Origin of the sequence: Stenotrophomonas sp. ATs4, from assembly GCF_051861585.1 — a bacterium.
Classification (GTDB): Bacteria; Pseudomonadota; Gammaproteobacteria; order Xanthomonadales; family Xanthomonadaceae; genus Stenotrophomonas; species Stenotrophomonas maltophilia_AS.
Genome location: NZ_JBLYPK010000016.1, coordinates 1 through 22,422, shown reverse-complemented (window position 1 = coordinate 22,422; position 22,422 = coordinate 1). Strand labels below are relative to the sequence as shown.

The following is a 22,422-nucleotide window of genomic DNA, read 5'->3' as shown; positions in this document are numbered from 1 at the left end:
CCGGGCCCGGCGTTTTTCATGTATAGCGTTCATCGCACCGTTCCAAGGAGTCGTTCCGATGGTCAAGCCTTTCCGCGCCCGGATGCGCAGCGCAGTGCTGCTGGGCAGCCTGCTCGCCATGCTGCCGGCGATGCCGGCACTTGCCGCCGATCCCACACCCGCCGCTGAAGCACCCGGCCCACAACTGCGCGCCGGCAGCCTGATGCTGATTCCCGCCCCCACCCAGGTGCAGCCTGGCAAGGGCAGCGGCATCACCCTCCGCGCCGATACCGCGCTGCAGGCCGAAGGCGAAGCCGCACAGCGGGTCGCTGCACAGTTCGCCGACCTGCTGGCCCGCAGTGGAGGCCCGCGCCTCGCACTGGCCAAAGGCAAGGCCTCACCTCAGAGCGGCGGCATCCGTTTCCAGATCGTGCCGACCTTCCGCGACAGCGGCGAGGGCTACACGCTGGAAAGCACCGCACAGGGCGTGCTGGTGCAGGCTGGCAACGAAACCGGCCTGTTCTATGGCGCGACCACCCTCGCCCAACTCGCTACCGGCGGCAGCAACGGCGTGCTGCCGGCGGTGCAGATCCAGGACGCGCCACGCTTCAGCTGGCGCGGTTTCATGCTCGACTCGGCGCGGCATTTCCAGAGCCTGGACGAGATCAAGCGCGTGCTCGATGCGATGGCTGCGCATAAGCTCAATACCTTCCATTGGCACCTGACCGATGACCAGGGCTGGCGCATGGAGATCAAGCGCTACCCGAAGTTGACCGAGGTGGGCAGCTGCCGCCTGCCGGCCGGCGATGGTGGTGTTGATCCGGTCAGCGACCAGGAGCACCCGTACTGCGGTTTCTACACGCAGGAGCAGATCCGCGAGGTGATCGCCTATGCCGCAGCGCTGCATATCCAGGTGATTCCGGAAATCGACGTACCTGGCCATGCCACCGCCGCGATTGCCGCGTACCCGGAGCTGGGTTCGATCAGCACCCCGCTGAAGCCCATCAGCGAATGGGGCGTGTTCCCGAACCTGTTCAACGTGGAAGACAGCACCGTCACCTTCCTTGAGAACGTGCTGGAGGAAGTGATCGCGCTGTTCCCGGCCAAGTACGTGCACGTGGGTGGCGACGAGGCGGTCAAGGACCAGTGGGAAGCGTCCAGGCAGGTGCAGCAGCGCATGCGTGCACTGGGCATCAAGAATGAGATGGCCATGCAGAGCCACATCATCAAGCGACTGGAGACGTTCCTGGAGGAACACGACCGGCGCCTGATCGGCTGGGATGAAATCCTCGAAGGGGGGCTGCCGCCGCAGGCCACGGTGATGTCGTGGCAGGGCACCGAAGGCGGCCTGGCTGCGGCCAGTGCCGGGCATGACGTGATCATGTCGCCGGTCGGTTACCTCTATCTGGACTACCTGCAGACGGCTTCGCCGAACGAACCGCCGGGCCGCCCGACCCAGGTCAACCTCGGCAAGCTGTACAACTTCGAACCGGTGCCTGCCGAACTGGCTGCCGACAAGCGCGGGCACATCCTCGGCCTGCAGGCCAACATGTTCACCGAGCACACGCGCAGCTATGCACGCCTGCAGCACAACCTGTTCCCGCGCCTGGCCGCGGTGGCCGAGACCGGTTGGAGCACGCCGGAACATCGCGATTTCCGCGACTTCCTCGCGCGCCTGCCGGCGCAGCTGCAGCGCTACCGCGCCTGGGGCCTGGCCTACGCGCAGACCCCGTTCGAAGTGGGCGTGGACTACACCGACAACCGCGCGGTCGACACGGTGACCGTGTCGCTGGCCAACCCGCTGGGCTATGAGGTGCGCTACAGCACCGATGGCCAGCCGGTGACTGCGCAGTCGCCGCTGTACCAGCAGCCGCTGACCGGAAAACTGCCAACCACCGTGCAGGCCGCCGCGTTCTACCAAGGCCAGATGCTGGCGGCGAAGCCGACGGTGGCGGCATTCACCGCACAGTCGCTGCTCAGCCGACGCAGCGATGAGCTGCTCAGCTGCGTGGGCAAGAAGGGTCTGGTGCTGCGCCTGGAGGACGATGGCCCGCGCGAGGGCACCCGTGCGGTGTTCAACGTGGACATTTTCCAGCCGTGCTGGCGCTGGCCGCAGGCGCAGCTGGACGGCATCGGCAGCGTGGAAGTGCGTGCGGGCCGCATTCCGTACTACTTCCAGCTGGCCCACGACGAGCCCAAGCGTCGCTTCGAGAAGGCCAGGCGTGCGCACGGCGAGATGCAGGTGCGTCGCGGCGACTGCAGCGGCAAGGTGATTGCCGGAGTGCCGCTGCCGGCCAAGCCCGATGCCGATGGCTTCGTGACCCTGCGTGCAGCGCTGCCGAAGGGTACGCAGGGCACCGGTGACCTGTGCATCAACTTCACCGGCGATACGCGCCCGGCGATGTGGGTGCTGGATGAGGTTACGCTGGGGAAATAACGGCAGGTCTGTCCTGGTGGGTGCCGACCTTGGTCGGCACCTCGGGCAGTTCATCCACGCATGGCGTGGATCTACCAATTCCATCCACGCATGGCGTGGATCTACCAATTCCATCCACGCATGGCGTGGATCTACGGGTAGGTGCCAACCTTGGTTGGCACGCCTTTACCCGCGCCAGCGCAGCAGCAGGTCGCGCAGTGGGGTCAGTGCGGTGGCCATGCCGGCCAACACGCCAATTGTATTGGCGATGGCATCCATCGGGTCGGCCATGCGGTTGCTGGTCAGCGCGCCCTGCGCGAACTCAATGCCGATACCCATCAGCACCAGGCCCACACCCACCCACAGCAGCGGGCGGCCCCGACGGAACAGCTGCACCGCGCTACCGGCCAGGATGAAATAGGCCAGGAAGTGCTCGCCCTTGTCACTGTTTTCCGGCAATGGAATCGGCGGCGGCGGGATCAGGCAGACCACGATCACGAACAGCACCGCCAGCGCCCACAGCATGGCCCACAGGCGCGGCCGCTGCAGCGGCTTGATCACCGGCAACGCGTGGCTCACAGTCGCCAGCTCAGGTCACCCAACTCGAACGCCGGTTCGAAGTCGACGCCCCGCTGCAGGCCGATCGCCTGGAAGCGCTCGCCCATCTCGGTCGGCAGGGTCAGCTTCTTCACCTGGTCGCGCAGCTGGATGCGGCCGACCTCGTCGGTACGCTCCTCGGCCAGCAGCAGCACCTGGTCCAGCCCGTTGCCGAGCAGGAAACTGGCCTGGCTGCAGTAGCCGGCCAGCTCGAAACCGCCGTGCAGGCCGGCTTCGGCCATCGCGGTGAAATCGACCGAAGCGGTGATGTCCTGCAGGCCCGGCCAGCGATGCACATCGTTGTGCACGTGGTGGCGATAGAAGGCACGCACGGTGCCATCGTCGCGGTCGTGCTGATAGAACTCGCCGCGGTTGTAACCATAGTCGACGAACAGCAGTACGCCCCGCTTCAGGCCACCGGCCACCGCCTGCAGCCAGTAAGGCAGCTGCGGCAGCACCTCGGAACGGTAGCCCTCGGCAAAGGGCTTTTCCAGGTAGCGCTCGATGTGGCGCACCGCGCCGTTGAGCAGGATATCGGCCGGCTGCGCACCACGGATGAAGTTGCCATCGCCATCCAGCTCGACGGTTTCTTCATAGACCTCGCCGTCCCTGATCAGGAAACGTGGGGTCGGCAATGCATCGATCACTTCGTTGGCGAACACCACGCCCTCCCAGTCCTCTTCGAACGGGCGGTCGACCCAGTCCACGCGTGCTGCCAGATCAGCCGGCAGGTTCTGCTGCAGCCGCTGCTGCTGGCGTTCGCGCAGGTCGGCACTGGGTTCGAGGATCGCGTAGCGTGACGGCAGCGCGTCCAGCTCGGCCAGGCGCAGCAGCACAGCCTCGGCAAAGGCGCCGGTACCGCCGCCCAGTTCCAGCATCCGCGCCTGCGCGCCCAGCTGGGCGAACACCGGGGCCAGCGCATTGGCCACACTGCCTGCGAACAGGCTGCCGAGCTCAGGCGCGGTGGTGAAGTCACCGCTGCCCCCGAATTTGCTGGCGCCGGCGCTGTAATAGCCCCAGCCGGGAGCGTACAGGCACAACTCCATGAAACGCGAGAACGGCATCGCCCCGCCCTGCGCAAGGATTTCGGCGCGCAGGGCGGCGGCCAGCTGGTCGCTGTGGGCCAGGGCATCGGCTTCGGGCAGGGGGAAGGTGGGCTGCATGGCGTCTTCGAATGCGGTGACAATGGTGCACAGGATAGCCGAGCCTTGGAGGACCCTCGATGAGCGACACCCACCCCGTGGTCCTGATCACCGGCAGCGCGCGCCGGATCGGTGCGGCCATCGCCCGCCAGTTCCACGCCTGTGGCTGGTCGGTGGTGCTGCACGCCAACACCTCCAGCGCCGAACTGCAGCAGGCCGCGTTCGATTTCGACAACGTACGCCCGGGCAGCGTGCTGGCCCTGCAGGCCGACCTGCGTGACGCCGACGCCCTGGCCGACCTGGTGGAGCAGGCCGTTACCCACTTCGGACGACTGGACGCGCTGGTCAACAACGCCTCCAACTTCTTCCCCACCCCGCTGGGCCAGGTGACAGCCGAGGCGATGGACGAGCTGTATGCGGTCAATGCGCGCGCGCCGCTGCTGCTGTCACAGGCGGCCGCACCGTACCTGCGCCGCCAGCAGGGCTGCATCGTCAACCTGACCGACCTGCACGGCACCGACCCGATGCGCGACCACATCGCCTACACCATGGCCAAGGCCGCGCTGGAAATGGCTACCCGCTCGCTGGCGCTGGAGCTGGCACCGAAGGTGCGGGTCAATGCAGTGGCGCCGGGCGCGATCCTGTGGCCGGAACAGGGCAAGGACGATTTCGCCCGCGAGGCGCTGCTGGCACGCACGCCGCTGGCGCGGATCGGTACGGTCGAGGAGATCGCCGAGGCCGTGTACTGGCTGGTGGCCGAGGCCAGCTTCGTCACTGGCCACACCCTGCGCGTGGATGGTGGGCGCACGGTCAGTTGATCGTTCAGCCACCCATGGGTGGCTGCGTCGGATCAATCCACCGCGCCCGGATCCAGGTCCACCACCTCAAACGCCTCGCCAAACTGCGTGTGCGCGCGCCACAGCGTGGCCAGGTCCTGGCCACTGACCGGATCGATGAAGTCCGGTGCGATGTCCGCCAGCGGCTTCAGCACGAAGGCATGCTTCAGCTCGGGGCGCGGAATGCGCAGATGGCCGGGGCCTTCCACCACCAGGTCACCGTAGAACACCACGTCGATGTCCAGGGTCCGGTCGGAGAAGCGCGGCCCGCTGCGGTCACGGCCGTGCGCGTCTTCCAGCGCGTGCAGCCAGTCGTCCAGTTCCTGCAGCGGCAGATTCGTCTCGATCTCCACCGCATTGTTGAGGAAGGCCGGGCCATCGAAGCCGACCGCGGCGGTACGGTAGGCGGACGACACCTGCAGCGCACCGAAGCGCTCGCGCAGGGCCGTTACCGCGGCATGGAGGTAGCGGCGGGGCTGGACGTTGCTGCCCAGGCTCAGGAGCACGGTGGTCATGCGGTTCAGGTGACGGCACTTGGGGGGGCGTGGACATGCCGTCGTCACGGCGGCCTGCCTACAATCCGGGACGCACATGATAGGGCACCGACATGACCTATTGCGTTGGAATCGAGGTGGACGAGGGCCTGGTCTTCGCTGCCGACACCCGGACCAATGCCTCGCTGGACGATGTGCGCGTGCACCGCAAGCTGCACGTGTTCGAATATCCCGGCCAGGCAGCTTACGTGCTGATGGCGGCTGGCAACCTGGCCACCACCCAGCTGCTGGTGTCGCGCCTGGGGCGCGATGCTGGCGAACGGCGCACGCCCAATCTGCGCGACATGACCCATCTGTTCGAAGCCGCCGAGTACGTCGGCCAGTTACTGGTCGACAGCCAGGTCAAGACCGAGCACAGCGAGCACGGCCATGACGGGGTGAACACCCAGGCCACGCTGATCTTCGGCGGCCAGGTTGCCGGTGAACGCCCAGGGCTGTACATGGTCTACCCGCTGGGCAACGCCATCGCCGCATCGCCGGAGACGCCCTACCTGCAGATAGGCGAATCCAAGTATGGCAAGCCGATCCTCGACCGCATCCTGAGCCCGGCCACGCGCCTGGAAGATGCCGCACGCACGGCCATCGTCTCGCTGGATTCCACCATCCGCTCCAATCTGTCGGTGGGCCTGCCGATCGACCTGGCACTGCTGCGCGATGGCGAACTGCGCATCGGCCAACAGCTGCGGCTGGGGGCGGATTCAGCGCTGTATGCCGACATCCACCAGAACTGGTCGCGGCGGCTGGAGCAGGCCGTGGACAGCCTGCCGCGCTTTCCCTGGGAAACCCTGGAACAACCAACCTGACCTGCCGCCGGGCATGGCCCGGCGCTACCCACGGCCTTCGGTAACGCCGGGCCATGCCCGGCGGCGCGTGCTCAGCCCAGCGCTTCGGCCACCGCGCGGAAGACCTGCTGCATCTGCAGCGGCTTGCGCAGCGCATGCACCTGCACGCCTGCCGGGAACGCGTCGGCCGGCACTGCCACCTCGGCGTCTTCCAGCACCAGCGCCGGGCCGCGGTAACCCAACGTAGCCATTTCGCCCAGCAGCTGGCTGGCCGGCAGCAGCTTGGAGCCAGCATCGGCGATCACCAGCGCCGGCATCGCCTCCTGCTGCATCCAGCGCAGCGCCGCCGGGCCATCGGATGCCAGCTGCAACTGGTAGCCCTGGCTGGACAGCGCATTGCCCAGCAGCGACAGACGGGTGGCTTCGCCATCGACCACCAGGATCGACTGACCACTGCCCAGCGCCACCAGCTGCTCGATCGGCTCGCTGCCATCAATGGCGTCATGCATCGGCAGGCGCAGCTCGAAGCAGGTGCCCTGCCCCGGCTGGCTGCTGACGTGGATGCTGCCGCCGGCGCCTTCAACGATTCGCTTGCAGGAAATCAGGCCCAGGCCGGTGCCATCGGCCTTGGTGGTGAAGAACGGATTGAACAGGTGCGAGAGCGTGTCCGCATCCATGCCGATGCCTTCGTCGACCACCCGGATCTGCATCCAGTCCACGCCGTCGCGCTGGCCGGCGTGGCTGGCGGTCAGGCTCAGGCGGCCACCGTTGGGCATCGCTTGGATCGCGTTGAGCGCCAGGTTCAACATCACCTGCTGCAGTTCGGTGTAGTTGGCGTCGACCACCAGACCCTCGTCCTGCACCTGCAGTTCCAGACGCACGGCATCGGGTACGTTGCTGCGCAACAGCAGGGCCACCGCATCGAACAGGCCATTGATCTCGATGCGCTCGCTCGGCTTGCGCGAGCCGCGCACGAACGACAGCATCGATTCGGCCATCTCGTGGCCACGGCGGCCGCACTCGGCGATGACATCGGCCAGGTGATGCAGCTGCGGATCTTCGGTACGGGCCTTGAGCAGGTCCGGCATGATCAGCAGCGGCTGCAGGATGTTGCGCAGGTCATGGCTGAGGCCGGCGGCAAGCAGCGACAGGCTTTCCAGCCGCTGCGCGCGCATCAGTTCGGTTTCCACACGTGCGCGTTCAACAGCACTGCGCGCCTCGCGGATCGCCCGCGCCACCGCCGACGGCAGGCGCGCCGGCAGGTGCTTGATGATGTAGTCGTTGGCGCCCTTCTGCAGCGCCGCCACCGCGTTCTCCTCACCCATGGTTCCGGAGACGAAGATGAAGGGCACTTCCGGTGAGGTCTCGCGCACGATGCGCAGCGCGTCGTCACCGGAGAACCCCGGCATGCTCAGGTCGGACAGCACGATGTCCGGCACGAACGCGGCCAGCGCCTGGCGCAGTTCGACCTCGCTCTCGACACGCTCGAAACGGGCTTCCAGGCCCGCATCGAGCATCTGTTCGGACATCAGCTCGGCATCTTCCGGGGAATCTTCCACCAGCAGGATGCGCAGCGCCCCCAGGGCGGGACCGGTCAGGGGCATGGGCTCACTCGAGTTCCGGTGCCTGGTTGATCAACGCCCAGAACTTGCCCAGGGTCTGCACTGCGCCAAAGAACTGGTCCACGTCCACCGGCTTGACCACGTAGGCGTTCACGCCCATGTCCCAGCTGCGGGCCAGGTCGCTTTCCTCGCGCGAGGACGACAGGATCACCACCGGCAGGCGCTTGAGTTCTTCGTGCTCGCGGATCTGCCGCAACACTTCCAGGCCATCCATGCGCGGCATCTTGATGTCCAGCAGCAACACCGCCGGCAGGCCTTCCTCACGGCTGGCAAAGGCGCCGCGGCGCAGCAGGTAGTCCATCACTTCCACGCCATCTTCGACGTGGACGATGGGGTTGGCCAGACGCGCCTCTTCCAGGGCGTCGATCGCCATTTCGGCATCGGCCGGGCTGTCTTCGGCGAGAAGAATGGTGCGCAGAGTCGTCATGCGGAAGGACCTTGTTTGTCCGCGTCGATCGCGGGAGGCAGATAGAAGTGGAAGGTGGCGCCGACATCCGGTTCGGCCTCGGCCCAGATACGGCCGCCATGGCGGGTGATCACGCGACGTACGCTGGCCAGGCCGATGCCCGTACCGGGGTAGTCGCTGGCCTTGTGCAGGCGCTGGAACACGCCGAACAGCTTGCCGGCATAGGCCATGTCAAAGCCTGCACCATTGTCGCTGACCGTGAACTGATGACCGCCATCGGGCTGCAGCTGGTAGTCCACGCGGATCTTCGCCGGCTCGCGGTTACCCGAGTACTTCACCGCATTGCCGAGCAGGTTCAGCCAGACCTGGCGGATCATGTTTTCATCGCCCACCACGATCGGCAGCGGCGCGATGCTCCACTCGACATGGTGTGCAAGGCCGTTGTTCTCGGCCTCGGCCTGAAGGTTGGAATCGAGCATGGCGCGGGTGTCTGCCACCAGCGACTGCATGTCCACCGCCTGCTGGCGCATCGCCGCCCGACCGAGCCGCGAGTAGACCAGCAGGTCGTCGATCAGGGCCGCCATGCGCCGCGCCGAGCTGGAAATCACTTCCAGGTAATGGCGGCTCTTGTCGTCGGCCTGCTCGCCCAGATGGCGCGACAGCTTGTCGGAGAAACCGGCAACATGGCGCAGCGGCGCACGCAGGTCGTGCGAGACCGAGTAGCTGAAGGCCTCAAGCTCACGGTTGACCTCGGACACCTGCGCGACCTTGCCTTCCAGCTGGCGGTTCAGCTCTTCCACGCGCAGCTGCACCGCCCGCTGCACGGTGATGTCGCTGACGGTCATCAGCACCACTTCGTCATCGGTATCGGGCAGCGGCATGCGCCGCGCGTTGAGCAGCATGTAGCGCACCATGCCGTCGGCGGCGCGCTGTTCGTGCTCGAAGTCCCACAGTTCGCGCCCGCGCAGCAGCACATCGGACAATCGCTGGCGCATCACCGGGTCCCGCCAGGCACCGTCCCCGACCGATTCCAGCAGCAGGCCGTCGGCGCGCTCATCCTGCAGCCCATACAGTTCAGCGAACGCAGGATTGTGCAGCTGAACGCGCAGCTCGCGGTCAAGCAGCACGATCGGTTCGCGCACGGTCTGCAGTACCGACGCCGCTCGCGCGGCCGAGCGCTGCGATTGCCGTTCCGCGTGCAGGCGGCGGCCGATCTGTCGCTGCAGCAACCACAGCACCAGACCCAGCAGCGCCAGCTGCACCACCAATGAGCTCCAGGAAACAAACTCGGTCTGCCTGCGCTGGCGCGCGGCCTGCTCGGCGCGCAGTGCCAGCAACTTCTCCTCGCTGGCCTGCAGTTCCTCGACCAGACCACGGATCGGATAACGCGTGCTCAGGTCCTGCACCAGCTCACGCTGGTCGCTGTTCGGTTCTGACTTGGCCAGCTCGCGCGCCACCGCCAGGCGTCCATCCAGCATCGACTCGATGCGGCCGATGCGGATCAGCTGTTCGGGGTTGTCGCGGGTCATGCGGCCGAGCTGAGCCAGACGGCCCGGTATTTCATTTGCTTTGGCCATGCGTTCGCGCAGACCCGGTGCGTCCACACCCTTGGACAGCGTCAGTGCGGCCGATTCGACATCGCGGACATCGGCCTGCAGCTGCTGCAGGGCCACGCCCACGGCCTGGGTGTGGTTGACCCAGGCCATCGCTTGTTCGTTGTCCTGCTGCAGTTTGCGCAGGGTCAACCACGGCACCACGATGATCGCGGCAGCCGCCAGCGCCAGGGCCGGCAATCGCCAGCGATCCCAGACGTCGTCACTGAAAACCTGCGCCATAGTTCCTCGTCAGCACGGCCGCGGAGCGGAGGCCGAGACCGGCCCGGCTGCGGCGGAACGGGCAATATAGCGCAGGCGGTCACAACTCTGGAGTTTCTGCTCCAGCTGGCTGAACGGGTTCGCAAACCTGGCCTGTAGCGCCGAGCCCATGCCCGGCTGCAACCCAAAAGGCAGCCGAGCATGTCCCGGCGCTACAGGGGTGGCTGGGCGCCCCTCAACCGGGCGCCCACCAGGCTCAGCGCTTGGCAGCCGCGCTGACCTTCAATGCGGCGGCATCAACGCGGGTCACGCCCTTGATGCCCTTGGCGGTGGTGACCGCCTTGTCCTTCTCGGCCTGGGTGGCCACGGCACCGCTCAGGCTGACCACGCCATTCACGGTTTCCACCTTGATTTCAGTGCCCGGAACATTGCTGCTGGCCAACAGGTCGGCCTTCACCTTGGTGGTGATCCAGCTGTCGGTCACCGGCTCGTTGGAATCATGGCGGTCAGCGTGGGTCATCGCCGCATGATCGGTCTTGGGCGGGCTCTTCGCGGCCGGATCCTTGGCGAATGCGGCCGAGGAGGACAGTGCCAGGCCCAGCATCAGGGCCGAGGTAATCAGCGTGCGGGTCGTATTGCTCATCGTGTCGTACTCCTGCGGAATGTGCTGCCAGTCTGGACGGGAGCTCGTGCAGCACGCGTGGCGTCACGGTCATGCTGCCGTGAATCGCGGCCCCTGGAACGGCAACGGTTCAGTTTGGGTCGTCGCCCATCCTCGTTTACCCTGCCTTTCCCCATTGCCGGAGCTTCGTCATGCGTCCCGACCTGCAATTGGCGCTGATCGGTTACGGCCTTGCCGGCCGCGTCTTCCACGCGCCGCTGATCCAGCACAGCCCCGGTCTTGCACTGCACAGCGTTGTCAGTTCGCAGCGCGACACCCTGCTGCGCACATTCAGTGATGTGCACGTTCGCACTGTGCCGCAGGAGGTCTTCGATGATCCCGCGGTAGACGCGGTAGTGATCGCCACACCGAACGAGCAACACGCACCGCTGGCCATCGCTGCATTGGCTGCGGGCAAGCACGTCCTGGTCGACAAGCCATTCGCACTGGACGTGATCGAAGCGGAAGCGGTATTGGCGGCCGCGCGCGATGCAGGACGCATTGTCACCGTGTTCCAGAACCGGCGCTTCGATGCAGACTTCCTCACCCTGCAGGCGCTGATCGCCGAAGGCGTGCTGGGTGACGTTGCCGAATGCCACGCCCACTTCGATCGCTACCGGCCGCAGGTACGCGAGCGCTGGCGCGAGCAGGACGGCCCCGGCAGTGGTCTCTGGTATGACCTGGGTCCGCACCTGCTGGACCAGATGCTGGTGCTGTTCGGCTGGCCGCAGGCGATCACGGCCGACCTGGACGTGCAGCGCAAGGGTGGCAGCGGCATCGATTACTTCCACGCGGTGCTGCACTACCCGCAGCACCGCGCCATCGTGCATGCCGGTTCGCTGGTAGCGGCGCAGACGCCGCACTTCAGCGTGCATGGCAGCAAGGCCAGCTGGATCAAGCATGGCCTGGACGTGCAGGAATCCCAGCTACGCCGTGGCATCGCACCCGGCGCGCCCGGTTGGGGCATCGATCCGCGGCATGGCGAGCGGGTGCAGTGCGATGCGGAGGACAACGTGCAGCGCGAGACCGTGGACAACCTGTCGGGTGACTACCGGCGGCTGTATGCACAGTTCGCGGCGGCGATGCACGGCGAAGGCGAGCCAACGGTGAGCGCGGTGCAGGCGCTGCAGCTGATGCGGTTGCTGCAGGCCGGCATGGACAGCGCACGCGAAGGGCGGCGGGTGGTGTTGGGGTGATCCGTAGATCCACGCCATGCGTAGATGGCGTGGAAATGATCGGAATGAGACAGCTCGGTAGCGCCGGGCCGCACCCGGCGAGCGCAGCGGTGCTGGAACCTCCGCCGGGCATGGCCCGGCGCTACCGGCATGACGGGGATCCGACCCCGTTGCGGGACTTACGACTTCTTGATCGCGTGGCCGCCGAACTCGTTGCGCATCGCCGACAGCAGGCGGTCGGTGAACGAATTGGATTCGCGCGAACGCAGGCGTTCCAGTAGCGACAAGGTGATCACCGGTGCCGGCACATCGAGCGCGATCGCTTCGGCCACGGTCCAGCGGCCTTCACCGGAATCCTCCACATATGGCGCGATGCCATCCAGCGACGGATTGCGCTTGAGGGCTTCGGTGCTCAGGTCCAGCAACCACGAACGCACCACACTGCCATGACGCCAGACCTCGGCCACCTGCGCCAGGTCCAGTTCCATTTCCTGCTTGCGCTCCATCAGCGCGAAGCCTTCGGCGTAGGCCTGCATCATTCCGTACTCGATGCCGTTGTGGACCATCTTGGTGAAGTGGCCGGCGCCGGACGGACCGACGCGCGCCCAGCCACGGTCTTCTGCCGGTGCCAGCGTGCGCAGCAGCGGTGCGACCTGCTCCACCACCGACGCTTCGCCCCCCACCATCAGGCTGTAGCCTTCCTGCAGGCCCCACACGCCACCGCTGGTGCCGCAGTCGACGTAGCCCAGATCGACCTCGGCCAGTGCCTTGGCACGACGGATCGAGTCCTGGTAGTTGGAGTTGCCGCCGTCGATGACGATGTCACCCTCGGCCAGGTGCGGGGTCAGCTGGCCCAGGGTCTGGTCGACGATCTCGCCCGCCGGCACCATTAACCACACCACGCGGGGCACCGGCAGCGCAGCAACGGCAGCGGCCAGCGAATCAACGACCTCCAGGCCGGCCTCTGCGGCACGCTGGCGCGCGCCCTCGCCCGGGTCGTAGCCGACCACGCGGTGGCCGCCGCGATGCAGACGCTGGGCCATGTTGGCGCCCATGCGGCCGAGGCCGATCATTGCAATATCCATTGTTTCACCTTCAGTTGGGGTCTAGGGTCAGGCTGCCTGGCCTGCCGGTAGCCGCGCAGTGGCGCAGCTGCGCCTCGCGCCAACGCCGGTAGAGCGTGGTATGCAGATTGTGCACCGCCAGGTCGATCGAAAACGGGGTTCGCGGGTTGCGATCGAGCAGGCGGGCGACGTGGTAGCCGATGGGACGTATACCGCGTGGATGCACATAGATCACGAACTGCTGGTAGAACGGATCGTCCAGCAGCTGGTCCATGCGCGCGAGCGAGTCGTGGTAGCGCGGTTCCAGCCGTGCACGAAGATCCGGGTCACGCTCGAACAGCAGTCGTTCAAAATAGCGTCGGCCGACGCGCGGAATGCGCTGCGCCAGCGTCCACAGTTCGGCATTGCGCTGGTCGTACCAGGCCAGGCCGCCGTGTACGGCCAGCGCCTGCGCCGCCCCCTCGCCCACCGAAACCACGACGAAGTTCTCGGCCTGGTTGCTCAGATCGTCCAGCGTGCCTTTGTCGTACACATGTTCGATGAAACCGGGCACGCCCACGAACGCCTGCCGCCCCATCGCCGAGGTGCGCACCGCCTTGCCATCGGCGAAGAAGTCGCCCGCGTGCGCGCCGAGCAGAATGCTGTCGGTATCGTGCAGTGCGAGGAAGGTACCGATCGACAGTTCATCCGCTGCAAACTCAGTGTCGAACGCAGCATCGCCATACAGTTCGCGCTGGGTGGCCAGCTGCGCGACCTGGCGACCGACCCCGCATTCGGCACGCACGGCACCGCTGTAGAAGGCCTGCAGCGCCTGGCTGTTGCCCGTGCTGGGCACGAAGCCGCGGCCGAAACTGCGCGTGCGCTGCCAGCCTTGCGCGCGCGAGCCCGGCAGGCCGAAGCCGATCCAGCCCAGCTGCGGACCGGAGAAGCGGAAGCTGGCGTTGCCCTGCAATGCCGAGGCCGCACGTTGCGTGGCAGCCCCCAGCTGGAAGGCATAGGCGCAGACCGTGGCCGGATCGTCCAACAGCGCCTGCAGCAGCATCTGTCGGGCTGCAGTGGGCATGTCTGCCGGCCACTGCACGCGCAGATCACCCGCCGCCTGCGCCTCGGCCAGCGATGCGCGCGTGCACACCGGGCCGCCGTGCACCTTCGGCGCACTGAGCGCGGTTTCATCAAAGCGCCAGCCCAACCGTTGCAGCAGGCCCTGCGTGCAGTCGACAGGAGCTGCCGTGACCAGCGGTGAGGCCAGCAGCAGGGCCACGCACATCAACCTGCGGTGCACGCTCAACCCTGGTCCGTGGCGGCCGGTGCGGGCTCAGGCACTGCGGGCGGCGGCGAGGCAGCCGGCTTGCCTGCATCCGCCGGCAGGTACTGCTGCAGGCGCTGGAAAAAGCGACGGTAGAACTCGGCGTCGGTCACCGTGCTGCTGGCCACCTTCACTAGCGAGTCGTCGTTGCTGCCGAACGGCAGCGACACCGAACCCAGTGCACCGACCCCGACACTGGCTGAGGTCGGGCTCTTCTTCAGTGCATAGCGGTCCTGCACCGCGCTGACGAAGACCAGTGCCTGGTTGCCGCGTGGTGCGCAGGAAATGCGCAGCACCAACTGTTCGTGGTCATCCTCGCGCGGCTGGAAGTTCTTGTTGCCTTCCACCTGCGCATCGTCGGAACGGGCGATCGCATAGCCCTGGCTGAGCAGCGTGCGCCGCGCAGCCTCGCAGGCGTCAGGCGCGCGGCCGTCGACGGTCCGCGAGAAGGTATCGCCGGAATCAAAGGATTCGCGCAGCACGGTGTTGTCGGCGGCACGACCACCGCAGGCCGACAGGATCAGGGCACTGCTGAGGGCCACGGCAGTGCTGGAAAGACGGGAGGCCCGCATGGGTACTCCTGCGAGAACGGTAGCGCCAAGGGTAGTCCTGAAGCCGTGTGCGGCAGGTCGAAACCGGCGCTCCGGGCCGCTCCCGTTGCTGCTGGTTCATGCGCCGGTAGCGCCGGGCCATGCCCGGCGGAAGCGCGCGATCCGCTTCGCTCGCCGCGCACGGCCCGGCGCTACCGGAAACGAGGTCCTGGAACGAAACGGGGCCGGCATTGCCGGCCCCTTCGGGTTGCTTCGAAACCAGCCTCAGTCAGCCCAGCGACCGGCACCGGTCGACTGCGGCAGCACCTGCGCCGACAGCGGGCGGTCGTTGGCCAGCAGGTTCACTGCATCGGCGAGGATCGAGGCCGACTCGCGCAGCAGCGGGTCAGGACGCTTCTCGGCAGCCTTCTCGCGGGCGGCATCCTTGACGATGTCGCGCTCGTTGCCGGTCAGGCCGTCGTCGTTGCTGTCATCGGCCAGCGGGTCCAGGGCCAGGCCGAGTTCCTTGCGCATCGCCTGGCGCTGCTTGCGCTGGGTGTCCTGGCGCTCACGCTCGGCGCGGCGGGTGGCCTCGTTCAGCGAAATGTACTTCTTCGCCGCCTCGGTGCGGAACTGCTCCACGTCCTCGTTCCACCACTGGAACTCCTTGTCGGCGGCGATGCGCGCGTCATGGCGGGTTTCCAGCTTCGGCAGCAGCGGCGCGAAGTTGCCGTACTGGGTGTGCGGCACGGCAGCGATGCGGGTCCACGGCAGCGCGTTGTCGTAGGTGCTCTCGCCGAATTCGGTGGCATCGACGCTGGCCGGGAAGGCCAGGTCCGGCACCACACCCTTGTGCTGGGTGCTGCTGCCGCTGATGCGGAAGAACTGGGCAATGGTCAGCTTTACCTGGCCGAAGCGCTGGGTTTCGCCACTCGGCCAGCGATCCAGGTCGACGATGTTCTGCACGGTGCCCTTGCCGAAACTGGTCTCACCGATGACCAGTCCACGACCGTAGTCCTGGATGGCACCTGCGAAGATCTCCGAGGCCGAAGCCGAACCGCGGTTGATCAGCACCGCCAGCGGGCCATCCCACGCCACGCCCTGGTTGCGGTCACTGTTGACGGTGACGCGGCCACCGGACTCGCGCACCTGCACCACCGGGCCCTGCTCGATGAACAGGCCAGTCAGTTCGATGGCTTCATCCAGCGAACCACCACCGTTGTTGCGCAGGTCCAGCACCACGCCGTCCAGCTTGTCGGTCTTGAAGCCGGCCAGCAGCTTGGCCACGTCACGGGTGGCCGAGGCATAGTCGGCGGCGTTGCGGCGACGGCCTTCGAAGTCCTGGTAGAAGGTCGGCAGCTTGATCACACCCACCTTGCGCGCCGGCTCACCGTTGGCGGCCGGAATGGTCATGGTCTCGCCCTTGGCGGCCTGTTCGGCCAGGCGCACCTTCTGCCGGGTCAGCACCAGGGTGTGGTGCTTGCCGTCGGCACCTTCTGCAGCGGGAATGAACTCCAGCTTGACCTCGGTGTCCTTGGCGCCGCGGATCTTGGCCACGACATCGTCGATGCGCCAGCCGATCACGTCCTCGACCAGCCCGGACTTGCCCTGGCCGACGCCGACGATGCGGTCACCCGGCTTCAGCGTGCCGTCCACCGCCGCCGGACCACCGGCAATGATCTCGCGGATCACCACCACATCGTCCTGGCGCTGCAGCTGCGCGCCGATGCCTTCCAGCGACAGCGACATGGCTTGGTTGAAGTTCTCGGCGGTGCGCGGGGTGAAGTAATCGGTGTGCGGATCGACCGCACTGGTGTACGCGTTCATGAAGAACTGGAAGACGTCTTCGCCTTTCAGTTCATTGACCGACTTCTGCAGCGTCGCATAGCGCTTGTCCAGCGTCTTGCGGATGTCATCCGGCTTCTTGCCGGCCAGCTTCAGGCGCAGCCAGTCGTTCTTGACCGACTTGCGCCACAGCTCATCCAGTTCGCCGCTGCTGGCCGCCCACGGCACCTTCTTGCGGTCGTATTCGAAGCGCTCGTCGGCGGTGAAATCCGGTTCCTGTTTGAGCAGTTTGCGTGCATAGGCCACACGCTCGCCGACCCGCTGCTTGTAGACAGCGAACACCTGGAACGCCGGCTCCAGCTCGCCGCCACGGATGGCCGAGGAGATATTGGCTTCGAACGGCGCGAAGCGCGCCACGTCGGCCTGGGTGAAGTACTGCTTGCCGCCGTCCAGCGTCTCCAGGTAGCGCTTGAACACGTCCTTGGAGGTGGCCTCGTCCAGCGCGCGCGGGCGGTAGGCATAACGGCTGTCGGACAGCAGGCCGTAGACCAGCTTGGAGGTGGTCACCTGATCGGCGGTGGCCGCTGCGGGCAATGCAGGCGAGTCGGCCTTGGCCGCCAATGCCAGCGGCGCAACCAGCGCCAGGGCCATCAGGAATGCGGGGGCTTTGAATTTCATTGACGTGCTCGAAGGCGCCTTGCCAAGGGGGAGACTGCGGGGTGTTCAGACACCACGACAGTGCCGAAAGTTGCCAGGTTTGTCACCCGGCCGCGTTCGGTGGAAAACCAGCCTAGCGGGGCCGGTGTAGCAAATTGTGAATGCAGGCGAAGGCGTGCGGACCAACGGTCCGCACCCACCCGGGAAGAGGTCAGCAGCTACCGGTAGCGCCGGGCCATGCCCGGCGGAAGCGTGCGAACCAAGGTTCGCACCCACCAGTGAGGAGGTTCGCACCGACCAGTGAGGAGGTCCGCACCCACCGAAGGCGGCGGGCCGCGCCCGCCTGGGGCATCAGGAAACGCCGGCGCCCTTGGCCTGCACGTCGGCGTGGTACGACGAGCGCACCATCGGGCCGGACGCCACGTGGCTGAAGCCCAGCTCGTAGCCGTAGTCTTCCAGCGCCTTGTAGTCCTCGGGGGTCCAGTACTTCAGCACCGGGTGGTGGTGCGCGGTCGGCTGCAGGTACTGACCGATGGTGATCATGTCCACGTCGTGCGCGCGCAGGTCGCGCATGGTGGCCTTGATCTGTTCGAACTCTTCGCCCAGGCCCAGCATGATGCCGCTCTTGGTCGGCACCTCCGGGTGCTGCGCCTTGAAGTTCTTCAGCAGGTTCAGCGACCACTGGTAGTCCGCACCCGGGCGCACATTGCGGTACAGGTCCGGCACGGTCTCGATGTTGTGGTTGAACACGTCCGGCGGGTTCTGCGCCAAAATTTCCAGTGCGCGCTCCATGCGGCCCTTGCCACGGAAGTCCGGGGTCAGCACTTCGATGCGGGTGCCCGGCGACTTCTCGCGGATCGCGCTGATGCAGTCGACGAAGTGCTGGGCACCGCCATCGCGCAGGTCATCGCGGTCGACGCTGGTCACCACCACGTACTTCAGGCCCATATCGGCCACGGTCTGGCCCAGGCTGGCCGGCTCGTTGGCATCCGGCGGCTTCGGGCGGCCATGGGCAACGTCGCAGAACGAGCAGCGGCGGGTGCAGACTTCGCCGAGAATCATGAACGTTGCCGTGCCGTGGCCGAAGCACTCGTGGATGTTCGGGCAGCTGGCCTCCTCGCACACCGTCACCAGGCGGTTCTCACGCAGTTTGGCCTTCAGGTTCTGCACCGCATTGCCCGAAGGAATGCGCACACGGATCCAGGACGGCTTGCGCAACACCGGCGCGTCGGCGAACTGCACCGGCGAGCGGTTGATCTTGTCACCGCCCAGCTGCTTGACTCCGGCCTGCAACGGCGCGGCGGACGAGGAATCGCCCTGCACGATCTGCAGGGGAATGGAACGGGCGGTGGATTCAGTCATGGCAGTTCCGGGTGGCGGTCAGGCGGCCGCAGAAAAATCAGGCAGTTCAGACGAGTGCTGCAGCAGCAGGCCGAACTGGCGGGCCAGGTGGTCCAGCAGCACCGGCTTGACGGCCTCCATCCCGGAGGGCCCGCCCAAGTCTACTACCGAGGTCACCTGCAACCCCTGATAGCCACAGGGGTTGATACGGTGGAAAGGTTCCAGGTCCATGGCCACGTTGAAGGCCAGGCCATGGAAGGTGCAGCCGCGGCGCACACGGATGCCGAGCGCGGCGATCTTGGCGTCACCGACGTAGACGCCGGGGGCGCCGTCGCGGCGTTCGGCGCCGATGTTCCACTCGGCCAGGGTGTCGATGATCGCCTGTTCGATGCGGCACACATAGTCGCGCACGCCGATACCCAGACGCGGTAGGCGCAGCAGCGGGTAGACCACGATCTGGCCGGGGCCGTGATAGGTCACCTGGCCGCCGCGATCCACGTGCAGCACCGGGATGTCACCCGGCGCCAGCACGTGCTCATCCTTGCCCGCCTGGCCGAGGGTGAACACCGGATCGTGCTCGACCACCCACAGCTCGTCGGCATCGGCGTCGCCGCGCTGGTCGGTGAAGCGCTGCATGGCACGCCATACCGGCTCGTAGGCCTGGCGACCGAGATCACGGACTACCGCCGGACGCGGCGCACGGTGTTCCGGGGCGGCTTCGGCCGGGCAGCTGTCGGCTACAGCGTCCACTTCACTTCCGGGTGGTCACGCAGTGCCTGGTGCGCCAGATCGTACTGTTCGCGGCTCTCGGCCTTGAACACCATGCGCACAGACACGTACCTGCCATTGGTCGAGTGCTTCCAGCTGATGCGTTCATTGACCACATCGATACCGGCAGCCAGCAGCAGGCGGGGAAGCTCATGTTCCAGGCCGCGGTTGGCCGGGCCCATCGCGCTGAGCTCGAACTGGCCGGGGAACTGGAAGCCGTGGTCGGGGTTGTCGGACTTGATTTCCATGCCCCCATTATCGGGCCGGGAGGCAACAAACCCAAGAGTATTCATCAACGTCAGACGCAGCATCGCCGAGCCGCTGCGTTGCAAGGGGGGCCTTGCAAGCGGAAAGGCCGGCCTATGAAGGCCGGCCCCCGGTGGGCGCGTACCGGTACGCAGCCGGTACGCAGGCCGATTACTTGGCCGTTTCCATCAGGGTGGAGTTGACCCAGCCCTTGTTGCCCATTTCGTCTTCCACTTCCCACATCGTGCCTTCCTTGACACCGGTGGGGTACAGCAGCATGCCCGGCTCCAGCGAGCGCACCGGCGCGCCGGTGCCCTTGGCGTTGGCCAGCAGGCGACCGGCCTTGAGCATGGTCACGGCCTGGCCGGCGTTGGCCGCCGACGCATTGGCCGGCAGGCCACCCAGCTCGGCCACCATGTTGGTGTAGGCCTGCAGGTAGGCCAGGGTGATCACCTGGCCGATTTCGGTGTTGGCATAACCGCCCACGCCCATCGCACCGATTCCGCCGCCGCCGAACAGGCCGCCACCGGCACCCCAGCCCAGATCGGTCTTCTTGGAGTTGCCCTCGACAATGGCCACCTGCTCGGAGGAGCGCACGTCGGTGAGGGTCAGGGTCACGTCCGCAGTCTTGCTGCGGAAGTTCAGACCGCCAACCACGGCACCGGCCTTGCCGCCGATCAGGCCACCCAGCAGGCCACCGATGGCGTTGCCGCCGGAGTTGCTGTTCTGCGAGATCAGGTCCGGCACCAGCACGTAGTCGGCAGCGCGGATCTGGCCCTTGCCGATGTTGGAACGGCCGCGCAACTGGCCTTCGCTGGCCAGCGCGCGCTCAGCCTGGGCCGCGGCCATGCCGACGCCACGGTCCACCAGGGTGAAGCACTTGGACTTGTTGACGAACACCTTGATCAGCTTCGAAGGCGCCGGCAGCTGCTGGCCGGTCCACCAGTTCACCACGTCTTCCGGCTCGATCACCGAGATGGAGCCCAGCGGCTTGGCGCACACCGGAATCTCGGCCTGGCCCTTCTTGCTCTGCTCCTGGGCAGAGGTACGGCTGTTGGCAAAACTGTCACGCAGGCCAGCCGAAGCCGGGGCACTGATGGCCACCAGACCGACACCCAGCAGCGCGTAGGCCAGCGCATGGGCGAGCGAATTCGATTTGTTCATTAGAGTCATCCAGCACCTCGCCGACGGCGAAGCACAATCCATGGGTTGAGAAAGGGTCTGGGACCTGAATCCTTTGCGACGCCCCCCAGGCGCCGGCGCAGAGAATAGGGCAAGGTGCCCCCAACCACAACCGCAGCTGACTGGACATCCGGGTCGCCCCCCCGCCAGTGCCTGGATCCTGAGCCATCCCTGTGCCCGGCGGCCCCTCCCGACCGATGCCCCCCAGATGCTGTATCCCATTGTGTCGGGTGGACAATGTTGTTTTCGGAACAGACAAGTGAGCGCAGTGTGGTCGTTTCACGGACCGCCTGGGGGTACCGTGTCGCGGCTGAAAACGACAAATAGAATCCGCCCCCCATGAGCCCCCCTTCCAAACGCTGTTTCATAGCCCTCGGGCTGTCTGGCCTGCTGGCCACCGCGCTTCCCCTTGCTGCCCAGGCAGCCGAACAATGTGGCCCGGACGCAATGCGCGACCACCCGCCGCAGATCAACTTCCGCGTCGACAACGACCTGTTCGGTGGCCGCCACCAGGACCAGGGCTACACCAATGGCGCGCAGCTGACCCTGGTCTCACCAAATCTGGTGGACTACACCGACGACCCCTGCCTGCCGCGCATGGCGCGCTGGGTGAACCAGTACCTGGAAGGCCTGCACCCGGGAAAGTTCGAGCAGCAGAACATGATCTTCAGCATCGGCCAGGGCATCTTCACCCCGACCGATCCGACCCGCCGCGACCTGATCGAGGATGACCGCCCGTATGTCGGTGTGCTGCTGGCCAGCTTCGGCTTCAACGCGCGCAGCGGCGACCGCCTGCAGACCACCCAGCTGGCGCTGGGCGTGGTGGGCCCGTGGGCACAGGGCAAGCAGGTGCAGGATGCGGTGCACAACATCCTCAACGACAAGAAGTTCGAAGGCTGGGACAACCAGCTGCACAACGAGCCGGTGTTCATGCTGACCCACGAGCGCATGCGCCGCTGGCCGGCCGATGCCAGCGTGAACGCTGGTGGCTGGGGCTGGGACGCGATCAGCCACTATGGCGGTGCAATCGGCAACCTGGAAACCAAGGCCAACGCGGGTGGCGAAGTGCGCTTCGGCTGGAAGCTGCCCGACGACTTCGGCAGCACGCCACTGCGCCCGGCCGGCGAGAACACCGCACCGACCCGGGGCGGGCGTGCCAGTGGCTGGTCGTGGCACATGTTCGTGACCACCGATGCAGCATGGGTGATCCGCGACATCACGCTGGACGGCAACACCTTCCGCAGCAGCCACAGCGTGGACAAGCGCCACGTCGTGGCACAGGGCGGTTATGGCATTGCAGTGATGCGCGGCCGCTGGAAATTCGCGGTGGCCCGTTACCACAGCACCCGCGAATTCGATGGCCAGCGCCAGTCGCCGGTGTTCGGCAGCTTCACCATCAGCCGATCGTTGTAAGCGCGGCGCAGATGGTAGTGCCGGCCGCTGGCCGGCTGCTGGCATATCCGGATGGGTTCATGAGGCGCCGGCCAGCGGCCGGCACTACCCACATCCGGAAGGATTCATGCGGAACTGGCATCCCAAAACGAAAAAGGCCGGCATTC

Annotated in this window: 20 protein-coding genes; 5 read left to right on the top strand and 15 right to left on the bottom strand. The window is 66.5% G+C overall.

The genetic code is table 11. The annotated features are described in order from the left end of the window. The first annotated feature begins 58 nt into the window (after window positions 1–58). Window positions 59–2,416 (top strand): beta-N-acetylhexosaminidase, encoded by a 2,358-nt coding sequence (locus tag ABR323_RS21005; RefSeq protein WP_439450695.1) that lies wholly within the window; start codon window positions 59–61, stop codon window positions 2,414–2,416. A 165-nt stretch (window positions 2,417–2,581) separates the two neighbouring features. Here the strand turns inward: ABR323_RS21005 and ABR323_RS21000 are convergent, their stop codons facing one another. Further along, window positions 2,582–2,974, bottom strand: a complete 393-nt coding sequence (locus tag ABR323_RS21000) for a VanZ family protein (protein ID WP_439450694.1) — start codon at window positions 2,972–2,974, stop codon at window positions 2,582–2,584. After that, a complete protein-coding gene (locus tag ABR323_RS20995) occupies window positions 2,971–4,155 on the bottom strand; it encodes a class I SAM-dependent methyltransferase (protein ID WP_439450693.1) in 1,185 nt (394 codons plus the stop codon). The genes ABR323_RS21000 and ABR323_RS20995 overlap by 4 nt, the downstream gene beginning before the upstream one ends. Window positions 4,156–4,214: 59 nt before the next feature. On the opposite strand from ABR323_RS20995, the gene ABR323_RS20990 reads away from it, so the two are divergent. After that, on the top strand, window positions 4,215–4,952 hold the full coding sequence (locus ABR323_RS20990; RefSeq protein WP_024957037.1) for a pteridine reductase: 738 nt from the start codon (window positions 4,215–4,217) through the stop codon (window positions 4,950–4,952). A gap of 32 nt (window positions 4,953–4,984) precedes the next feature. Here the strand turns inward: ABR323_RS20990 and folK are convergent, their stop codons facing one another. Next, window positions 4,985–5,485, bottom strand: a complete 501-nt coding sequence (folK, locus tag ABR323_RS20985) for a 2-amino-4-hydroxy-6-hydroxymethyldihydropteridine diphosphokinase (protein ID WP_439450692.1) — start codon at window positions 5,483–5,485, stop codon at window positions 4,985–4,987. Window positions 5,486–5,577: 92 nt separating this feature from the next. Between folK and ABR323_RS20980 the strand changes: the two genes are divergently transcribed. Next, a complete protein-coding gene (locus tag ABR323_RS20980; protein WP_439450691.1) occupies window positions 5,578–6,327 on the top strand; it encodes a 20S proteasome subunit A/B in 750 nt (249 codons plus the stop codon). Window positions 6,328–6,398: 71 nt separating this feature from the next. Here the strand turns inward: ABR323_RS20980 and ABR323_RS20975 are convergent, their stop codons facing one another. The 4 genes from ABR323_RS20975 to ABR323_RS20960 all read right to left on the bottom strand — a co-directional run bounded on the left by ABR323_RS20975 (window position 6,399) and on the right by ABR323_RS20960 (window position 10,791). Then, window positions 6,399–7,910 carry an ATP-binding response regulator gene (locus tag ABR323_RS20975; protein ID WP_135275116.1) on the bottom strand — a complete coding sequence of 504 codons (1,512 nt, stop codon included), beginning with the start codon at window positions 7,908–7,910 and terminating at the stop codon, window positions 6,399–6,401. Between the two features lie 4 nt (window positions 7,911–7,914). Further along, on the bottom strand, window positions 7,915–8,355 hold the full coding sequence (locus ABR323_RS20970; RefSeq protein ID WP_087923644.1) for a response regulator: 441 nt from the start codon (window positions 8,353–8,355) through the stop codon (window positions 7,915–7,917). Then, the gene (locus tag ABR323_RS20965; protein WP_439450690.1) at window positions 8,352–10,169 is read right to left on the bottom strand and encodes a sensor histidine kinase; all 1,818 of its coding nucleotides are present in this window, start codon (window positions 10,167–10,169) and stop codon (window positions 8,352–8,354) included. Before ABR323_RS20965 ends, ABR323_RS20970 begins: the two co-directional genes overlap by 4 nt. Window positions 10,170–10,404: 235 nt before the next feature. After that, window positions 10,405–10,791: a BON domain-containing protein gene (locus ABR323_RS20960; RefSeq protein WP_439450689.1), complete on the bottom strand. Its 387-nt coding sequence runs from the start codon at window positions 10,789–10,791 to the stop codon at window positions 10,405–10,407. A gap of 170 nt (window positions 10,792–10,961) precedes the next feature. Here ABR323_RS20960 and ABR323_RS20955 point away from each other — a divergent pair, with 170 nt between their 5' ends. Continuing rightward, window positions 10,962–12,005, top strand: coding sequence for an oxidoreductase (locus ABR323_RS20955; protein ID WP_439450688.1), 1,044 nt, complete (start codon window positions 10,962–10,964; stop codon window positions 12,003–12,005). 158 nt (window positions 12,006–12,163) lie between these two features. On the opposite strand, the gene gnd is transcribed toward ABR323_RS20955, so the two are convergent. From gnd to ABR323_RS20915, 8 genes are all read right to left on the bottom strand, one after another. Beyond that, a complete protein-coding gene (gnd, locus tag ABR323_RS20950) occupies window positions 12,164–13,069 on the bottom strand; it encodes a phosphogluconate dehydrogenase (NAD(+)-dependent, decarboxylating) (RefSeq protein WP_439450687.1) in 906 nt (301 codons plus the stop codon). 10 nt (window positions 13,070–13,079) lie between these two features. Then, window positions 13,080–14,315 carry a hypothetical protein gene (locus ABR323_RS20945; protein ID WP_439450715.1) on the bottom strand — a complete coding sequence of 412 codons (1,236 nt, stop codon included), beginning with the start codon at window positions 14,313–14,315 and terminating at the stop codon, window positions 13,080–13,082. Between the two features lie 17 nt (window positions 14,316–14,332). After that, a complete protein-coding gene (locus ABR323_RS20940; RefSeq protein ID WP_439450686.1) occupies window positions 14,333–14,926 on the bottom strand; it encodes a DUF2242 domain-containing protein in 594 nt (197 codons plus the stop codon). Window positions 14,927–15,169: 243 nt separating this feature from the next. After that, window positions 15,170–17,347, bottom strand: coding sequence for a carboxy terminal-processing peptidase (locus tag ABR323_RS20935; RefSeq protein ID WP_135275122.1), 2,178 nt, complete (start codon window positions 17,345–17,347; stop codon window positions 15,170–15,172). 330 nt (window positions 17,348–17,677) lie between these two features. Next, window positions 17,678–18,688 carry a lipoyl synthase gene (lipA, locus tag ABR323_RS20930; RefSeq protein WP_135275123.1) on the bottom strand — a complete coding sequence of 337 codons (1,011 nt, stop codon included), beginning with the start codon at window positions 18,686–18,688 and terminating at the stop codon, window positions 17,678–17,680. Window positions 18,689–18,706: 18 nt separating this feature from the next. Further along, window positions 18,707–19,417, bottom strand: a complete 711-nt coding sequence (gene lipB / locus ABR323_RS20925) for a lipoyl(octanoyl) transferase LipB (RefSeq protein WP_439450685.1) — start codon at window positions 19,415–19,417, stop codon at window positions 18,707–18,709. Then, the gene (locus ABR323_RS20920; protein WP_135275125.1) at window positions 19,405–19,683 is read right to left on the bottom strand and encodes a YbeD family protein; all 279 of its coding nucleotides are present in this window, start codon (window positions 19,681–19,683) and stop codon (window positions 19,405–19,407) included. The genes lipB and ABR323_RS20920 overlap by 13 nt, the downstream gene beginning before the upstream one ends. 169 nt (window positions 19,684–19,852) lie before the next feature. Beyond that, entirely contained in the window at window positions 19,853–20,845 is a 993-nt protein-coding gene (locus tag ABR323_RS20915) for a CsgG/HfaB family protein (protein ID WP_439450684.1), read from the bottom strand. Window positions 20,846–21,202: 357 nt separating this feature from the next. On the opposite strand from ABR323_RS20915, the gene ABR323_RS20910 reads away from it, so the two are divergent. After that, entirely contained in the window at window positions 21,203–22,276 is a 1,074-nt protein-coding gene (locus tag ABR323_RS20910; RefSeq protein ID WP_439450683.1) for a lipid A deacylase LpxR family protein, read from the top strand. Window positions 22,277–22,422 lie beyond the last annotated feature (146 nt).